The sequence below is a fragment of the Streptomyces sp. NPDC101152 genome (assembly GCF_044768275.1).
Lineage (GTDB): Bacteria > Actinomycetota > Actinomycetes > Streptomycetales > Streptomycetaceae > Streptomyces.
Genome location: NZ_JBIWPO010000046.1, coordinates 1 through 17906 on the forward strand (window position 1 = coordinate 1; position 17906 = coordinate 17906).

At 66.1% G+C, this 17906-nt stretch carries 10 protein-coding genes and 2 pseudogenes; 9 read left to right on the top strand and 3 right to left on the bottom strand.

The features are described from left to right. Positions 1–273: 273 nt before the first annotated feature. Both ACIRVK_RS36205 and ACIRVK_RS36210 read left to right on the top strand, forming a co-directional pair. The gene (locus ACIRVK_RS36205; RefSeq protein ID WP_404254783.1) at positions 274–1293 is read left to right on the top strand and encodes an alpha/beta hydrolase; all 1020 of its coding nucleotides are present in this window, start codon (positions 274–276) and stop codon (positions 1291–1293) included. Between the two features lie 45 nt (positions 1294–1338). After that, the gene (locus ACIRVK_RS36210) at positions 1339–2586 is read left to right on the top strand and encodes a glycosyltransferase (RefSeq protein ID WP_404254785.1); all 1248 of its coding nucleotides are present in this window, start codon (positions 1339–1341) and stop codon (positions 2584–2586) included. A gap of 17 nt (positions 2587–2603) precedes the next feature. Here the strand turns inward: ACIRVK_RS36210 and ACIRVK_RS36215 are convergent, their stop codons facing one another. Further along, positions 2604–4031, bottom strand: a complete 1428-nt coding sequence (locus ACIRVK_RS36215; protein WP_404254787.1) for an MFS transporter — start codon at positions 4029–4031, stop codon at positions 2604–2606. Positions 4032–4303: 272 nt separating this feature from the next. Between ACIRVK_RS36215 and ACIRVK_RS36220 the strand changes: the two genes are divergently transcribed. The 3 genes and pseudogenes from ACIRVK_RS36220 to ACIRVK_RS36230 all read left to right on the top strand — a co-directional run bounded on the left by ACIRVK_RS36220 (position 4304) and on the right by ACIRVK_RS36230 (position 12817). Beyond that, a complete protein-coding gene (locus ACIRVK_RS36220) occupies positions 4304–6031 on the top strand; it encodes a fatty acyl-AMP ligase (protein WP_404254875.1) in 1728 nt (575 codons plus the stop codon). Between the two features lie 45 nt (positions 6032–6076). Beyond that, positions 6077–6331: pseudogene (locus ACIRVK_RS36225) on the top strand (acyl carrier protein); the annotation flags it as partial. Between the two features lie 156 nt (positions 6332–6487). After that, positions 6488–12817 carry an SDR family NAD(P)-dependent oxidoreductase gene (locus ACIRVK_RS36230; RefSeq protein ID WP_404254877.1) on the top strand — a complete coding sequence of 2110 codons (6330 nt, stop codon included), beginning with the start codon at positions 6488–6490 and terminating at the stop codon, positions 12815–12817. Here ACIRVK_RS36230 and ccrA read toward each other — a convergent pair whose 3' ends face one another. Continuing rightward, positions 12818–14140 (bottom strand): crotonyl-CoA carboxylase/reductase, encoded by a 1323-nt coding sequence (gene ccrA / locus ACIRVK_RS36235; RefSeq protein WP_404254879.1) that lies wholly within the window; start codon positions 14138–14140, stop codon positions 12818–12820. Positions 14141–14569: 429 nt separating this feature from the next. On the opposite strand from ccrA, the pseudogene ACIRVK_RS36240 reads away from it, so the two are divergent. The 4 genes and pseudogenes from ACIRVK_RS36240 to ACIRVK_RS36255 all read left to right on the top strand — a co-directional run. Beyond that, positions 14570–15445: pseudogene (locus tag ACIRVK_RS36240) on the top strand (IS256 family transposase); the annotation flags it as partial. A gap of 46 nt (positions 15446–15491) precedes the next feature. Next, a complete protein-coding gene (locus tag ACIRVK_RS36245) occupies positions 15492–15833 on the top strand; it encodes an ArsR/SmtB family transcription factor (protein WP_404254789.1) in 342 nt (113 codons plus the stop codon). A gap of 3 nt (positions 15834–15836) precedes the next feature. Next, positions 15837–16343, top strand: coding sequence for an SRPBCC family protein (locus tag ACIRVK_RS36250; RefSeq protein WP_404254791.1), 507 nt, complete (start codon positions 15837–15839; stop codon positions 16341–16343). After that, complete coding sequence (locus ACIRVK_RS36255) at positions 16343–16963, top strand: dihydrofolate reductase family protein (RefSeq protein WP_404254793.1); 621 nt, start codon at positions 16343–16345, stop codon at positions 16961–16963. Before ACIRVK_RS36250 ends, ACIRVK_RS36255 begins: the two co-directional genes overlap by 1 nt. A 183-nt stretch (positions 16964–17146) precedes the next feature. On the opposite strand, the gene ACIRVK_RS36260 is transcribed toward ACIRVK_RS36255, so the two are convergent. Continuing rightward, on the bottom strand, positions 17147–17857 hold the full coding sequence (locus tag ACIRVK_RS36260; protein ID WP_404254795.1) for an N-acyl homoserine lactonase family protein: 711 nt from the start codon (positions 17855–17857) through the stop codon (positions 17147–17149). Positions 17858–17906 lie beyond the last annotated feature (49 nt).

The following is a 17906-nucleotide window of genomic DNA, read 5'->3' on the forward strand; positions in this document are numbered from 1 at the left end:
GGGTGCAACCGCATGAAAGCCATACCCGGTGTCCCTGGATCTCTGGACCTTACGACTGGCCCGTCCGACCCAAGGAAGAAGGTAGGACCGCATGACCTGCCCAACATCACCAACAGAGTCACGGCGTTGAACAGCTTCTCAGCAGCCAGCGGTGTGTCATGTGGTAGCCGATTCCCGATTTCGGCATGGTGAGTCCGTCCGTGCGCGAGCTCACATCAGGCAAAAGTAAGAGCTTCGTCCTGTCGACCCACTCTCTCAAGGAGTCCTCAAGCAATGTCGTTCATTCCTACTCGGCCAAGGTTCCTGCCCTCCAGTGCCAGAAGATCCTTCTGTGCCGCCCTGACCCTTGCCGCATTGCTATTGACTGCAGCAATTCCAGCCCATGCTCAGAGTTCGGGCGGTGCAGGGAAAAATTCGGCCAAAGATGCCAGCATTATTTCAGTTACAAGCATCGACGAGCGCACCCAGGATGTCATGATTCATTCACCTGCAATGCAATCGAACATTCCCGTACGAGTCATCCTTCCGAAAAGTTGGACAACGGAGAAGGAGCGAAAATTCCCTGCTCTTTACATGCTGCATGGCGGGAATGACGACTATACGTCATGGACCCGTGAGACGGATATCGAAGAACTCGCCAAGAGCGCGGACGTGCTGGTCGTAATGCCCGACGGCGGGAAATTCGGCTATTACAGCGACTGGTACTCCGGAACGCGCCTGTGGGAGACATTCCACACCAGTGAGCTCATCCGCCTCATGGAGAAGTCCTACCGTGCGAGCTCCTCTCGAGCGATCGCCGGACTCTCCATGGGAGGGTTCGGAGCTCTCAATTACGCGGCCCATCACCCGGGGATGTTCCGGTACGTGGCTGCAATGAGCTCGTACGTGGACCTCAACGAGCCGTCAGTGCGTTTTACCCTGCAACTGGGTGCGCAGAGGGACGGCATCGACATCAGTGATGTGTGGGGCGATCCGGTAAGAAACTTCAATGTCTGGCAGGATCACAACCCGGCCGCGATGCCCCGATCGTTTCGTGGGACGCGAGTTCACCTCTCCTCGGGCGACGGAACAGTAGGTCCGCTGGACAAGGGGCGCCCGCTGGACGCCCTACTCGTCGGTTCCCTGGCCGAGACGGTACTCCCGAACCAGATTAAGCGATTCGCCTCATCTCTGCGATCGGCGGGCGTCACGACCACGACACACATTTACCGGCCTGGTACCCACTCCTGGCCCTACTGGCAACAAGAACTGCACGACATCTGGCCCACAATGGTGGGAGTTCTCGGACAGTAACTCACTTCGCGGGCGGGACCGCTTCTCTCAGAAAGGTTCATCGGGATGGGTCAGCCAACGGTGATGATTTTCGCCGGCGGGTCTCGTGGAGATGTTCAACCTTGCCTGGCTCTGGGGCAGGCACTGGTACGTCAGGGCATCGCCGTGCGTGTGCTCGCCAGCATGCGTTACGAGCAGCTGATCGCAGAATCCGGAGTTAACTTCCATCCGCTGTTGGTCGACCCTACAGAGATCATCGAATCTGTTGCGGGCCAGGAACTTCTTTCAGGCCGGGCAGGCCCGCTTGCATTCATCCGCAAGATGAACCGAGTACTTCGGCCGTGTATCGAGACGATCCTGGAACAGGCCCAGGCGTGCGCTCAGGGGGTGGACCTCGTCCTGGCCCCGACCCTGGGCCTGTTCGGTGTTCATCTGAGCCAGTGTCTGGGCGTCCCGCATGCGGTGCTTCACTTTCAGCCGAGCCAGCCCACCGTCGCTTTTCCCCACCCCTTCGTACCCGCCAAAACCCTGGGCAGCTTCGGAAACCGGATCAGCTACGACGCGGTGGACATGGGCACCTGGCTCTTGTCCCGCCGTTTCCTCAACCGCTGGCGCGTTCGGGAGATGGGACTGGCGCCCATGCCCCTGTTGTCCCCCCTCCGCATGATCCGCCGCGCCCCAGTGCTCTGCGCCTTCAGCCCGGCAGTGGTCCAGCGGCCGACCGACTGGGGGCCGAACGTGCACCTCACTGGTTTCTGGAATCTCGAGCGCCCACTGTGGACTCCCCCGGACCGGCTGCAGGACTTCCTCGACGCCGGACCGCCACCGGTGTACGTGGGGTTCGGCAGCATGAGAACCCCAGACCCGCGCCGTACGGACCGCATGGTCCGGGCAGCTCTCAGACGTGCGGGACTGCGTGGCCTGCTCGCCGGAGATCCGGCGACGAGCGAAGGCGACATGCTGGTCGTCTCCGACACTCCTCATGAGTGGCTGTTCCCCAGGATGGCCGCGGTCGTCCATCACGGGGGCGCAGGAACCACCTTCGCGGCGCTTCGGGCAGGCGTGCCTTCCGTGGCCTGCCCGTTCTTCGGCGACCAACCGTACTGGGGTGCTCGCATCCATGAGCTGGGGGCGGGCCCACGTCCGCTCCCGGCCCGGCACCTGACAGCTCGAAATCTCGTTCGACGGCTGACAGCGCTCACCGGAAATGCCGCCTACCGGGAATCCGCGCGGCGGCTCCACGACGCCCTGCAGGCAGAGGACGGAGCCGACAGAGCCTGCCGCGTCCTGAGGCGGACCCTCCATTGCCAGTAGGGCCCGCACGGCAGGCCTCACGAGTCGATGGGGGTATTCCTCATCACTTGGGGAGAGCAGCGCAGAGCCCACAAGGCCACTGGTACGCCGGCCCCCACCAGCGCGGCCGCGACGCACAGCCCTGCCTGATAACCCGTCGCGAACGCCTGGGCGTCCGTGGTCCCTCTGGTCGCGATGGAATTCTGGACGAAGGTGACCACCGCGCCCACCAGCACGATGCCGAACACCCCAGACAACTCCCGCGCGGCGCTGAAGAGACCTGCGGCGAAACCCGACAAGTTGTCGGGAGACGCGCCCAACGCTCGTGTGGTCAGCGGCAAGGCCAGCGCTGATCCAGCTCCCACGGCTGCCAGTCCGGGAAGGAGGTCGACGAGACCGCCTTTGTGGCTGCCCAGTGCGACGAGGAGCAGTCCTGCGGCAACCAGGACCAGACCCGAGGAAGCGATGCGCGCATCTCCCCATCGCCTGGCGAGGGCGCCGACGAACGGCACGGTGACGAACAGTGCGCAGACGACTGGAGTGAACGTCAGTCCGGCTTCCGTGGGGCTGAGCTGAAGGCTGTTCTGCAGAAACTGCGATGTGTAAAAGTAGACCCCGCTCACTCCCAGGCCCCACAGGAGTTGGGTGACTACTCCCCCTGCGAAAGCGCGTTGGCGGAGCAGCATGACCAAGGCTGGGCTGCGCTCCGGTCTCCTGACGCCGTAGAGCGTGAGCAGGCCTGTTCCGCCAGCGATCCCAGAGAGCATGACCGACGGCTTTGTGAATCCGTAGCTGGGCCCCTGGATCAGGAAATAGGCGAGGGCGGCCAGGGACAGGCATGCCAATGTGATCATGTAGTGCGGCACTACGGCGGCTGACTGACGGCGTTCGTCCCTGCTACGACGTCGCGCCCCGGGAATCACCGCGGCACCGATGACGAAACCAGCCAACCCGAGGGGAATGTTCAGGGCGAAGAGCCACTCCCATCCGAGGTGTTGCGTCACCACGCCGGAGATCACGGGCCCGAAGGCGAGTGCGGACGCCATGGTGGCCGACGTCGCGCCGAACGCAGCGGTGCGCGCTCGACGTGGCACGTCTCTCGACATGATGGCCAACGAGGACGGCAGGATGAACGCCGCACCGGCGCCCTGCAGGGCGCGGGAGCAGACGAGCATCATGCCCGTTGCCGACAGAGCGCAGCAGACCGAGGCAACCGTGAAGGTTGCCACCCCGGTGAGCAGCGCCCAGCGCCGGCCCTTGGTGTCCGTCAGTTGCCCGGCCATCAGCAGCAGGCTTGCCAGTGTCAGCGGATACGCGGTTGCGACCCATTTCAGATCTGTTTCCGACAGCGATAGTTCGCGGCGTATCTGCGGCAGGGCCACGTTCACGATGGAGCCGTCGAGAGCTGTCAAGAAAGTGGAGAGAACTGCAGGCGACACGACGCTGAGGGCATGGAGTCGGCTCATGGTTTCCTCCCGAGGTGCGATACCCCGGCTTGGGGAAAGAACCTGTGTCGGGACTGTAGGCCAGCCCAACCGGGGGACCTCGCCTTCGCACGCGGTACCGGCGTGTCACTGGCATATTCCGATAGCTCCGTGTTTCGCTGTGCCCTCGATGACCTGGCAAGGTGCGGCGTGCGCATAGCCCAGTTGGAGTCCAGATGCCCCCACGACGGCAGAGCGGAGCGGCGCCACTCTTGCCTGCGGAATGAAGGTTTGGTGACCACGTGGCATCACTGGTGACAGAGACACTCGGCCACAATCTCGCCCATGTGGCGACTCTCACCCCGGAGGAAACAGCCGTAAGCTTTGTGGACTACAGCTCTGGCGCCGGCGAGGCTACCTCACTGACGTGGAATCAACTCGAGGAACGGGTGCGTACCGCCGGATCAGGAATTCGGCAATTCTGTGCAAGTGGTGAGAGAGTGGCAGTCGTCGCACCGCAAAGCCTCGAATATGTGGTCGGCTTCCTTGCGGCCGCGTGTTCCGGTGCGATCGCCGTTCCCATGTTCATGCCCTCTTTGCCAGGGCACTCGGAGAAGCTCGCGGCAGTGCTCAAAGACGCTGCTCCCACACTTCTACTGACCGTCGAAGAGCAGCGCCGTCCTCTCCTGGAGTACTGCGCGGAACAGGGAATTTCCCCGGCGTGCCGGATCGTCACCGAGTCTGAGCTGCGGAACGTCGCACCGGGATGCGGTTCTCTGCTCCACGACAGTGATCCGCAGGACGTGGCGTATCTGCAATACACATCGGGTTCCACCCGCATTCCGTCAGGCGTGGAGATCACCCATGCCAATGTGTGTGCCAACGCCCGCCAGGCGCTGGAGGCGTACGACCTTGGCCGAGGCCGCAACTGCACCGTGGGATGGCTGCCGCTCTACCACGACATGGGACTCGTCCTGGCCATCGCCCTGCCGATCCTCGGCCACCTTCCCTCCGTCCTCATGGACCCTCTGGCGTTCATCCAGCGGCCAGCACGCTGGCTGCAGTTGCTCACCCGGTACCCCGGTGCGCTGACCGCCGCGCCCAATTTCGCGTACGACTACTGTCTTCACAGCCTGGACGACAAGGACCGCGCCGAGCTCTCGCTGGGATCGGTCGCGGCGATGGTCAACGGCAGCGAACCCATCGCGGCCCGCACTCTCGAGGGCTTCCAGGCGGCATTCGCGTCCGCAGGCATGAGGCGCGTGATCATGCGTCCCTCGTACGGACTGGCCGAGGCGACTGTATTCGTCTGCGCTTCGCCCGTGGGGGAAGAGCCGACCGTCACGTCCTTCGACAGAGTGGCCCTGGGACAGGGAATCGCCCGGACCGTCGACACTGCCGAGAAGCGAACCGCCGTCGAAGTGGTGTCCTGTGGTCGCCCCACCGGACAGGACTTGGTGATCGTCGATCCAATGACGTGCCAGCGTCAGGAGGACGGCCTGATCGGCGAGATCTGGCTCCGCGGCCCCAACATCGGCCGCGGCTACTGGGGCCGTGAGCAGGAGAACGACGCTACGTTCCGCGCAGTGGTGCAGGGCGAGGACAGCAACACCACGTGGCTGCGCACCGGGGACCTGGGCGTGTGGCACGACAAGCAGCTCTATGTCACAGGACGTCTGAAAGACCTCGTGATTATCGACGGGACCAACCACTATCCGCACGATATCGAGGAGACGGTCCAGAAGGCGCACCTCGCCATTCGCCCCCACCACGTCGCCGCCTTCGCCGTGTCTGCTCCCGAAGGCGAACGACTCGTCGTGGTGGCCGAACACGGGCGAGACCTGGACCGTCGCCAGATCGCCCTGGAAGAAGTGACGCGCGCGGTGCGCAGCGCGGTCGCCTCTCGGCACGGTGCAGCCATGCATGACTTCGTACTGGTGCCGCCGGGCACCGTTCCGCACACTACCAGCGGCAAGGTGGCCCGTAGCGCATGCCGAGACCAGTACCTGACGGGGGTATGGACCACCGCCGCTGACGCGTAGTCATACACGGCGGGGCACTGCAAGAGGGCAGGCAAGGAGAGACAGATGGAAGCGGACGAGGAAGCAACTGCGACAACCGGGCGGCAATCGATCTCGTCCGGTGAACTGCGGACAGTTCTGCGCCAGCTCATCGCTGGTGCCTGCGGGGTACCAGAGGACGAGATCGACGACCTCCGTCCTCTCGTGGACTACGGGCTGACTTCGCGTGCCGCTGTCGGATTGGCAGGTCGGCTGGAACAAGCACTGAACCTGTCACTGCCCGCCACCCTGATGTGGGAGACCCCGACGATCGAACAGCTCGTTCAGCGTCTGGGCACAATCAAGGACTCCACACGGGAGCAGCAGAAGGAAGACGAACGGCAGCCGCAGGGGCGAGGGGACCACGCCCCTGCGGCTGCCGTCCCCAGCTCCAGCAACTCTCTCGGCGAAAGCTCCCCGGCACCACACCCCATCGCTGTGATCGGGCTGGGCTGCCGGTTGCCAGGAGGCGTCAGCGGCCCTGAGGCGTTCTGGAAGCAGCTTCTGGCGGGAAGGGACTTCGTCGGGAACCTGCCAGCCGCACGCCGACGGGCCCTCGCGAGCAGTTCCTCCTTTGGGACACCCGTCGAAGACATCATCGGGCAGGGCTCCTTCCTCGACGACGTCGAGGCCTTCGACGCGGACTACTTCGGCATCACCCCGCGTGAGGCCGAAGTGATGGACCCCCAGCAGCGCCTGCTCCTGGAGGTCGCCTGCGAAGCCCTGGACCATGCAGGTCGCCCGGCCCACTCCATCGAGGGCAGCGACACCGGTGTGTTTGTCGGCCTCAGTGCCCTCGAGTACGGCCACCTCACCACGTCGGATCCCGACCGCCTCACTCCGTGGACCAGCACCGGCGCGGCGGGAAGCATCGCCGCAAACCGGCTGTCGTATCTGCTCGACCTCCACGGCCCCAGTGTCACCGTCGACACGGCCTGCTCATCCTCGCTGGTAGCGGTCCACCAGGCCTGCGTGAGCCTGAGCCGCAGCGAGTGCGACACCGCTGTGGCGGCGGGAGCCAACGTCCTGTTGCTGCCGGCCATCACGGCATCCTTCGACCAGGCCGGGGCGCTGGCGGCGGACAGACGATGCAAACCGTTCGACGCAATGGCGGACGGCATCACCCGCGGAGAGGGGTGCGGAGTTGTCGTCCTGAAGCGGCTGGCCGACGCACAACGCGACGGTGACCGGATCCTGGCCGTCATCAAGGGCACCGCGGTCAACAGTGACGGCCGATCAGCCGGCCTGATGGCCCCCAATCCGGCAGCTCAGGAGATCCTCCTGCGCAGGGCGATGGACAACGCTCAGGTTGAAGCCGACAGCATCGACTACGTGGAGACGCACGGGACGGGCACCCTCCTCGGAGACCCCATGGAAGCCGGCGCACTTGGCGCTGTCCTCGGCCGCGGCAGGCCCGCCGACCGACCGCTACTCATCGGCTCCGTGAAGAGCAACCTAGGGCACCTCGAGGGCGCGGCGGGAATCGTTGGTCTGATCAAGACCGTGCTGGCTCTGCACCACCTCCAGATCCCGCAGAATTTGCATTTTCACACGCCCAACCCGCACATCGACTTCACGGACCTCCGACTGCGCGTGGTCTCAGCCCCCATGGTCTGGCCCAGGCGGGAGGGGCACCCTCCGAGGGCCGGCGTATCGGCCTTCGGTTTCGGCGGCACCAACGCACACATCGTGCTCGAGCAGGCGCCCGTCGCCGCCTCCGGCACCGCAGCTATCGGGACCGAAGACCTCGCTGCCGCGTCTCAAAGCCCCCACGTACTGGTCGTGTCATCCCGATCGAAACAGCGCATCGGTGATGTCGCTGCCGGGCTCGCACGGCTGGCCGCATCCGACGACACGCCGCCCATGAAGGACCTCGCCCACACCCTTGCCCGCCACCGGAGGGGGCAGACGTGTGCCGCCGTCATCGCACGCACCCACGAGGAAGCGGCCCACCTGCTGGCGGCTCTCGCACGTGGAGAAGAGGGCCCAGGCCTTGTCACACCCTGCGCCGACCAGTCATCGGTGCGGGCGCCCGAAGGCCGTCGGCCCGTCTTCGTCTTCTCGGGGCACGGCTCCCAGTGGCCGGGGATGGGGTGGCGCCTCCTCCAGCAGGACGCGCTGTTCGACGCCGCAGTGCGTGACCTCGATCCGGTCTACGCGGAGGCTACTGGACACTCGCTGCGGAGTCTGCTCGAGGCGTCGGCAGGCGCGGGCGTAGACCATGTCCAGCCCCTGCTGTTCGGTATGCACGTCGCGCTGGCACGGACCGTGGAGGCCTACGGTGTGCGGCCCTCCGCCGTGATCGGCCACTCAGTGGGAGAGGTGAGCGCCGCGGTCGTCGCCGGAGCACTCAGCCCGGCCGACGGCCTGCGCGTCGTCCTCCTGCGATCGGAACAGCTGGCCGCCATCGACACCGAGGGCACCGGCGCCATGGCCGCAGTCGAACTGGAGGATGGGGAACGGGCGTCGGTGCTGGCCCGCTTCCCCGGTGTTGAGATCGCCGTGCACTCCTCTCCCCAGAGATGCACGGTGACCGGGCCGGCCCAGGGTGTGCGCCGGCTGGTGGACGAACTGGCCGCCGAGGGTCGTCTCGCCCGGCTTTTGGACGTCGGTGGCGCGGGACACTCGCCGTCAGTGGACGTCATCGTGCCAAAACTGCGTGACGCCCTGAGCACGCTTGCCCCGGGCCAGGCCGAGGTCGCCTGGTACACCACGGTCCTCGACGATCCGCGAGCCGCTGTGCACGCCGATGCCGACTACTGGTGTGCCAACGTGCGGCGCCCCGTACGTCTGCACCAGGCCGTCGAGGCCGCCGTCATCGACGGCCTGGAGCTCTTCGTGGAGATCTCCCCCCACCCCATCGCTCTCGTGCCCGTGAGTGAGACCGTCCAAGCGGCCGGGAGCGCCTCGCACGCGTTGGTGATCCCCACGCTGGACAAGCGGGGAGACGAATCGATCGACCTGCGCACTGCGCTCACCCGACTGCACTTCGCGGGGGTGAGTGTGAGCGAGAGCCACTTGTGGCCCGCAGGCCGTCGGGTTGCCCTTCCCAGTCCGGTCTGGCGCCATGGACGGTATTGGTTCGACCGCCGGAGAGCCACAGGTGGTCCCTCTGGCGTCTTCGGCCGAGGCCTGCTCGGACTGCGCACCGACGATCCTCGCACGAACGCCGTTCTGTGGCAGACCGACCTCGGCACGTCCGGCACGCACGCCTTCGAACGTCCCCTCCACGGACAGCCGGTGCTCAACTTGCCCGCTGCCGCCGCCCTCATGCTTGCGGCCGCCCGGGAGGTTCATGAGCACGACACCGTCACGGATCTCTCCCTCGAAGACCTCGTTATCGACCGGTGGCTCCCCCTCGGCACGAGCACGCCCGTCACTATCATGTGGGAGCCTGCCGGTGACCGTGCGACCGTCACGATCAACGCCCGTGCAGCGAACGGTAGTTGGCATTGTTACGCGTCGGCACAGGTCACCACCGACACCTCCATGCCGCCTGAAGGCACCTCCGACACGGGCTCACCGACGGCCCTCGTCAGCCAGTGGGAACCCGCCGGAGACGAGGCGACGCCCGGCGAACGGACAGTGCCGGGGCACGACGCCCTCCTCACGGCGCTCCTTTACGCGCCGACCCACGGAAGGGCAAATGCGGAAGCCGAGGCGTCTCTTAGCGCTCCGTCCCCCCACGCTGTCCCCGCTGCCGTGCGATACCTGCACATCCAGCAGCTCACCGCGGACGAACCGGTCACCATTCAGGCCTCCCCGACGACGCCCGGGACGGCGCAGCCCGGCATCTTCCCCGACGCGGAACCGCCGTGGAACGTCGTGGCGCGCGGAACGCGGACCCTCATCACCGCTCGAGGAGTGGAACTCCGTTCCCCCGACCAATGCGAGATCCGCAAGCCGCTCGAAGCGCTCAGTTACGACATCCAGTGGCGGAAGTCGCCCGCTCCGCTCCCGGAAGAGCTCAACAGCGTCCTCCTCCTGTCGGACAAGCTTCCATCCGACGACGACGACGGTGGGCTGACCACCCTCGACGCAGCGCTGCGAGGAAAGGGCGTTGAGACCACGATCGGTGCGGGCTCCTCTCCGGACACGGAACAACTGCTCGGCGACTGGCTGGAGAGCACCCAACAGGACGACCACCGGGCCGTGGTGCTGCTCCTGACCCGCCCACCAACCGACGCTGGCGAGGCCGGCGCTCTGCACACGGCCTCCAGAATCGCGCGCCGGCTCGCCTCCAACGTGCCGGGAGGGCGCCAGCCCCGGCTCTGGATGGTCACCGGGCGGGCAAGAGCTGTGAACCCGGGAGAGACGGGCGAGCCGAACCTGGCCTGTCTGCGCGGCCTCGTACGCGCCCTGGCCCTCGAGCAGCCCACCCTGCGGGCAAGCCTGGTGGACCTCGACGACTCGCCCGGATCAGGCCAAGAACTCCTTCAGGAACTGCTCGGCAACAGTCCCGAGGATGAAGTCGTCTGGAGAACGGGGACCCGGCTCGTAGCCCGCCTGGCCCCCGCCGACCTGACCGCGCAACAGTACGAGACCCCCTTCATCCGCCGGAAGGGCGCCTACATCATCACCGGTGGCCTCACAGGACTCGGTCTGGCGACGGCTCGTCGCCTCGCCGAGCAAGGGGCAGGCCGCCTCGTCCTCAACGGACGGCGGTCTCCCACGCCGGAAGCCCAGGAGGTCATCAATGAGCTGCTCGCTCACGGGACCTCGGCCACCGTGGTGCAAGGGGACATCGCAGACCCAGGCGTGGCGCCGCGCCTAGTGGAGGCAGCGCTCGACGAGGGTCACGAACTACGCGGAGTCGCCCATTGCGCAGGCCTTCTCTACGACCGGATGATCACCGACATCGAGGCCGCCGACATCGACACCGTGCTGCGTCCGAAGGTGCTCGGCGCCCTACGCCTGGAGGAGGCTCTTGCCCCCCATGACATCGACTGGTGGGTGTTCTACAGTTCAGCGGCCGCCCTGCTCGGCTCCCCCGGCCAGGCGGCCTACGCCGCCGCCAACGCGTGGCTGGACGCCGTGGCGCAGCGGCGCAGGGCCAAAGGAAGACCGGCCGCGTCCATCGCGTGGGGCCCCTGGAGCGACACCGGTGGCGTTCCCACGGACCGGGCCATGGCTCTGCGGTCACTGACCATGAGCGAGGGGCTGGACGCTCTGCAGACACTTGTCGTCCACAACCGGACACACACAGGTGTGGCCCACTTCGACACCGAACGAGTACTCAGCGCATTTCCTGGCGTATCGAACATTCCCTTCTTCGCGGAGTGCTTCCAGGACGACATCGCCTCCATGGACGACTGGGTGGGGCCCGGCGGCATTGAATCACTCGCTGAAGGCGCCGCCGACAAGGTCTACGAACGCCTGGTCGAGCGCACCGCCGCTCTCATGGGCTTCGGGGTGCCGAACATCGACCAGACGGTGCCGCTTCCCGACCTGGGCCTCGACTCACTGATGGCGGTGCGAATCCGCAACGCTGCGCGGCAGGACTTCGGCATCGACCTGGCGCCGGACCTCATGCTGCGCGGTGCGACGCTTCAGGAGATCGGCAAGGCCCTCCTCGAAAGTCTCGGGCTGGAATGTGACGTCGTGCGGACTGCCACATCACCGCCGAAGGAGACGACGGAAGCTTCGAGTTCGCCCCCGCTGCCCGCGTTGCCGGCCTCGATCCAACCCCGGGACGCCGCCGAACGCCTGGTGGCCGGAGCCTGGGCCGAAGTGCTGCAGCATCGCCCCGTTGACGTCTTCAGTGACTTCGCTTCAGGCGGCGGAGACGATCGCGCGGCGCAGCGCCTCGTCGATGCGATTCGCGGGCGGCTGGGAGGAGTTCCCCCGGATCTCACGGTGGAGTCCCTGCTCGAAGCACGTACGGTGGCCGACATCGCGGAGCTGATCCGGCCATCGGTCAACCCGGCCGGGAAGTCCACGGTCACCGTCCTGAGGCCCTCCACCCCGGGCGCTGTGACACTCCCGCTGTTCACTTTCCACCCGGCTGGGGGGCCCACTTCTGTCTACCGACCTCTCACCCAGCTCCTGCCGTCCGACCAGGCCGTGTACGGCCTGGAACGACTCGACGACCTGAACACGATGGAAGAGAAGGCGGCCCACTACGTCCGTCTCGTCAGGGATCTTCAGCCCAAGGGGCCCTACCGGCTCCTCGGCTGGTCGTTCGGCGGTTGTCTCGCCTATGAGGCGGCCCAGCAACTGGCGCAGGCGGGCGAACAGGTCGGCTTCCTCGGCCTCATTGACACGATTCTGCCAGCCGCACTCCCCGATCTCGATTCGCAGGACATGCTTCTCGAACGGTTCGGACGATTCGCTGAGTACATCGAGAAGACGTACGGGAAGAAGCTGGACCTCCCCTATGCCGAGCTTGCGGCAACCCCCGACGAGCGGCAGATCGAGGTCGTCATGCGCCGGGTGGCCGAGGCTGGTCTCGACATGAGCCCCGGCATCATGGAGCATCAGCGGACGTCGTACGTGGACGCGCGCGTTGGGGAGCGCTACGTGCCGCAGCCCACCGATGGGCACGTGGTTCTATACCGGGCCCAGCAGGCGCAGCCCCTGAACACCGCTCTCGACCCGCGGTATCTGAGGTCGGAGGCGGACCTCGGCTGGGCGCCACTGTGTGCCTCCCTCGAGATCGTCCCCGTTGAGGGCGACCACCTTTCCCTCATCGATCCCCCGCATGTCGCCGCCATCGCGCGGCATCTGGTGAAAGCACTCAAAGAGGCGGCCGTCGACCGAGCGGAGTAGTCAGCTGCGGAACGCGTGGAGCCGCTTGTCATCGATCCGGGCCCGGGCGCTTGGATCGGTGACACCCAGCCCGGGCTCGGGCGCGAGGCACAGCACTCCCACCTTGCCGATGTGCTGGTTGGTCTGAACGCTTCGCGCCGCGGAGGCGACGTCATTCAGGGGGTAGGTCCTGGACAGCGTGGGCACCACGTGGCCCAGCGCGAGGAGCCGGTTGACCTCCCACTGCTCGTGGAGGTTTGCGCCATGGCTTCCGATGATCCGCTTCAGGCGCATCCAGAGGTACCTGTTGTCGTAAAGGTGTTCGTATCCTGTGCTCGACCCGCAGGTGATGATGATGCCTCCGCGCCTGGCGAGAAAGACGGATGCGGCGAATGTCTTCTGACCGACATGCTCGAAGACGATGTGCGGGTCCTCTCCGGCAACAGCACGGATAGCCTTGCCCATCTTCCTCCACCCCTCCGGCCGCTCCAGAAGTGTGGGATCTCCCTCATCGATTTCGGTGCGGTCGATGACCGCTTCACATCCCAGCGATCTCAGTACGCTCGCCTTCGCTGCGGAATTGACGACGCCGACGGGGATGCCCCCGCCGTTGAGGACAAGCTGGACGGCGTAGGCGCCCAGACCACCAGTCGCCCCCCATACCAGTACGACGTCCCCCTGCTTCATCCGCGCGCCGCGTTCGCTGACCAGCATGCGGTACGCGGTGCTCGCGCACAGCGGGTTGACCGCCGCCTCCTCCCAGCTGAGGGCAGCGGGTTTCGGCATCAGTTGGCTGGCCCGTACGACGGCATAGTGTGCCAGCCCGCCGAAGTTGGTCTCGAAGCCCCAGGCCTTCTGCCCCTCACCGAGCATCCCGTCCCGATGGGTGTCATGGTCCTGCTCGTCGACGTAGGCCGGCGAGACCACGACGTGATCACCTGCCTTCCACCTCCGTACCGACGATCCCGTTCGGACGATGACTCCCGAAGCGTCAGAACCAACGATGTGATAGGGCAGGTCGTGACGCGCCTCCCAGCCGCCGTTCTTGCCCATTTGCCGGAGGAACTGAAAGGTGGGAACCGGCTCGAACATAGCGGTCCATACCGTGTTGTAGTTGATGGAACTTGCCATAACGGCGATTAGCGCCTCGTCGGGGGCCAACTCCGGCATGGGTACCTGATCAACCAAGAGGGACTTGCGTACGTCCTTGTCCTCCATTGACCGGAAGATGTCGACGTCCTCCCGTCGGACCACGGCTGCGGGGAAGTGGTCCGGCAGGGGAAGGGACTCCAGGACCGCAGCGTCGGCGCCGACGAGGACTGCGTCGGACATGGAGGACTGCATCATGACTCCTTCTACTGGATGCTGAGACCTGTACATCGGCTGTTCTCCAGCAAGCATTTACTTCGCCGGCGGCGCAACCGCAGAAAAGGGGACACGACCCCACTACCCATGGAAAAGTGCAGATCAGGAGCATCCTCTTCCTGCTGCTTCCATTCCCGTCCCTACCTCTATGGGAGCAGCGCACACAGGGGAGAACTTGCCGTCGATGAAGCCGTGGGCGGGATCCTCCCGGGTGTCTGCCGCACGGCCCGCTTTCCAGGTGCCGGTGACCGGATCGAGAGCGTACATGTCCTTGGTGTCGGCGCCGCCGTTGAAGCCGAAGGCGGAGTAGACCTTCCCGTCGCTGGTCGCGACAACGTTGTCCATCAGCTTCACCGGCAGGTTGGCGGCCGCCTGCCAGGCGTCACCGGCGGCTCCCTGGACCACCTTGGCGGTGGTGCCTGCCCGGCCACCGTCACCCGGCTGACCCAACAGTGGAGCGACGATCACGCTGCGTTCCAGGCCCGCGACCTGTCGCAGGCCGACTACGTGTACGTGTGGGCCGACGGCGTGCACCCCAAGGTCCGTCTCGGCCAGGCCCACAGCTGCGTGCTGGTGCTGATGGGAGTGCGGCTGGACGGCACCAAGGAGCTGATCGCCCTGGCCGAGGGGCTGCGCGAGTCGGCCGAGTCTTGGGCCGATCTGCTGCGCGACTGTCGCCGCCGCGGCATGCGCGACCCCGAACTGGTCGTCGGCGACGGCGCGATGGGTCTGTGGAGATCTCTTGCCGAGGTCTTCCCCGCCGCCCACCATCAAAGGTGCTGGGTTCATAAGGCCCGGAATGTCACGAACGCGCTGCCGAAGTCCGCACGGCCAGGCGCGACGAAGGCGATGCAGGAGATCTACAACGTCGAAGACCGCCGACACGCCGAGCAGGCGGTCGAGGCGTTCGCCAAGACCTACGGCGCAAAGTTCCCCAAGGCCGTCGCGAAGATCACAGACGACCGCGAGGAACTGCTGGCCTTCTACGACTTCCCCGCCGAACACTGGATCCATCTGCGAACGACAAACCCCATCGAATCAACCTTCTCGACGGTCAAGCTCCGGACCAAGGTCACCCGCGGCGCCGGTAGCCCGGCCGCCGCCCTCGCGATGGTGTTCAAGCTCGTCGAGTCCGCTCAGGGACGCTGGCGGGCCATCACCGGGGCGCACCTCGTGACCCTGGTCCGCTCCGGCGCCCGGTTCGAAAACGGCGTCCTGTCGAGCGGAAGAAGGCCACTGCAGTCTGATCAGGCATGCAATCGTCATCCGACGAGCCCCGCTTGATTCCTCTCGGCTTGACGCATGCCGATATAGGCATATGATCGAGGTCATGGCACGAGCAGCGACGACATCAGATGTCTTCAACGCGATCGCCGAGCCGCAGCGCAGGGACATCCTGGCGCTGCTGCGGGCGGGTGAGCGGCCGGTGACCGACCTGGCCCAGGAGTTGGGGATGAGCCAGCCGCGGGCGTCCAAACACCTGCGGGTGCTCCGGGAGGTCGGGCTGGTGCGGGACCGCAAGGCAGGCAAGCAGCGCCTCTACGGCCTGGACGCCCGCGGGTTGCGGCCGGTCCACGAGTGGGTCGGCGGATTCGAGCGGTTCTGGAACGGGAGTTTCGACCGGCTGGACACCTACGTGCAGGACCTCAAGCAGACACGGCAGGAGGAATGACCGATGGCAGGGACAAGGCAAGATGCGCGGGCGGAGCAGGCGACGGCCGACCGGGAGATCGTGATCTCCCGGGTCATCGACGCCCCACGGGAGCTGGTGTTCGAGGCGTTCACCGAGGTCCGACACCTGTCGCAGTGGTGGGGTCCGGACGGGTTCACCACCACCACGCGGTCCTTCGAGTTCCGCGAGGGCGGGGAGTGGGACTTCGTGCTGCACGGGCCGGACGGGACCGACTACTCCGAGTGGATCCGCTGGCTGCGGATCACCCCGCCGGAGCGAATCACGCTGCTGCACGGTGAGTCCCGCGACGACCCGAATGCCTTCGAGTCGGTCCTGACCTTCGCACCGGACGGCGCGGCAACCCGGATCGTGATGCGCACGGTGTTCCCCACCAAGGAACTGCGTGACGAGGCGGTCGAGAAGTACCACGCGATCGAGGGCGGTCGGCAGACCCTGGGCAACCTGGCGGCCTACGTCACCGAGATCCTTCGGAAGAGGGCGGAGGGCTGATGGCCGGGAAGGTGTTCTTCAGCGTGTCGATGTCGCTGGACGGGTTCATCGCGCCCGAGTCCCTCGGGGACTTGATGGGGCAGCAGTGGATGGAGCTGCAGCAGTGGATCTTCCCGCTGCGCTTCTTCCGGGAGAACCTGAAGCTGGGCGAGGGCGGCGAGGAGGGGCGCAACAACGACATCGTGCGGGAGACGTTCGAGCGCACCGGCGCGAACGTCATGGGCAAGCGCATGTTCGACGCCGGCGAGCAGATGTGGCCGGAGGAGGCGCCGTTCCACACGCCGGTCTTCGTCGTGACGCACACCAAACGTGACCCCTGGGAGCGGACGGGCGGGACCACCTTCCACTTCGTCAACGACAGCATCGAGACCGCGCTCGACCAGGCCCGCGAGGCCGCTGGCGCCCGCGACGTGCGCATCGCGGGCGGCGGCGCGACGATCCTGGAGTACGTGAACGCCGGCCTGATCGACGAGTTCTCGATCGCACTGTCGCCCGTGCTGTTCGGCTCGGGAATCCGCCTGTTCGAGGGCGTGGACGCATCCAGGGTCGCGCTGGAGCTGGTCCGTTCGGAGCCGTCGTCGCGGGTGACGCACCTGACCTACGCCGTGCACCCACGGTAGCCGCGCCACCACTCCACCCCAGCGACCCGAGGACCCGCGGCGCACACCCTTGAATCAGCAGGCCACCACGCCAACTGCCAATAGTCGCATTACCTGATCCACAACTATTGACTGTTGCTCCTCCCCCGCACCCGAATCCTGCTCCGAGCATGAGCCGGGGATTCACAGAATCGCGGCCTGAATCTAGAAGGTGCTCTGCGACGGTTCCCAGACTGAGCAGTCGTGCGCGAAGAGAACGCGTCGTGGGTCGAAGTCGGCGAGTCGGTCCAGCCAGTGCTGGTAGGCGGGAAGTGGCTGCTCCACGCCGTGAAGTGCCGCTTGGCGGGCAAGCTGGTCGGATGCGAAGTGGGAGGCGAAGTCGTGTGCCTGGCCGGCGAGGACTATCGTGCCGTCGCCTTGCCGAAGGACCAGCGACTGATGCCCTTGGGTGTGCCCTGGCGTCGGAATGATCCAGACGCCAGGCCAGACCTCGGTTTCACCGTCGAGTTCCTGATAGGACGCAGCGGGAAAATCGATCAGTTCGTCGAAGGTGTAGTCGCCGTTGCGGGCCGTGGCCAGCTCGACGTCCTGGACCAGGATGGGCTTGCCGTCCAGGAGAGGGTTCCCGCCGCAGTGGTCGAAATGGAGGTGGCAGTTCGCGACGAGGGAGACGTCGTCAAGAGCGACTCCGGCCGCGGACAGGGCATCCTGCAGGGCCCGGCGCCGGGGCCGGTAATGGGCTTCGGTCTCGGGGTCCGCCTTGCCGATGCCGGTGTCAAAAAGGATCAGGCCGTGATCGTGTTGCACCAGGTAGGCAAGCACAGGTTCGACGCGCGGCTGCGGGCCGCCGGTCTCTGACACGGGCCGGATGAAATACCCCAGATCGAGCCGGCGCACCGCCATGTTCATCCCCATGCCGCCAGCCTGGCAGGTTCTGGTGTTCCGCTCGGCCAGTCTGCCGACA

Coding starts and splice junctions, on each gene's coding strand:
- ACIRVK_RS36210 (WP_404254785.1), top strand. CDS start 1,339: ATGGGTCAGCCAACGGTGATGATTTTCGCCGGCGGGTCTCGTGGAGAT.
- ACIRVK_RS36215 (WP_404254787.1), bottom strand. CDS start 4,031: ATGAGCCGACTCCATGCCCTCAGCGTCGTGTCGCCTGCAGTTCTCTCC.
- ACIRVK_RS36250 (WP_404254791.1), top strand. CDS start 15,837: ATGGCAGGGACAAGGCAAGATGCGCGGGCGGAGCAGGCGACGGCCGAC.
- ACIRVK_RS36245 (WP_404254789.1), top strand. CDS start 15,492: ATGGCACGAGCAGCGACGACATCAGATGTCTTCAACGCGATCGCCGAG.
- ACIRVK_RS36260 (WP_404254795.1), bottom strand. CDS start 17,857: ATGGGGATGAACATGGCGGTGCGCCGGCTCGATCTGGGGTATTTCATC.
- ACIRVK_RS36205 (WP_404254783.1), top strand. CDS start 274: ATGTCGTTCATTCCTACTCGGCCAAGGTTCCTGCCCTCCAGTGCCAGA.
- ccrA (WP_404254879.1), bottom strand. CDS start 14,140: ATGCAGTCCTCCATGTCCGACGCAGTCCTCGTCGGCGCCGACGCTGCG.
- ACIRVK_RS36255 (WP_404254793.1), top strand. CDS start 16,343: ATGGCCGGGAAGGTGTTCTTCAGCGTGTCGATGTCGCTGGACGGGTTC.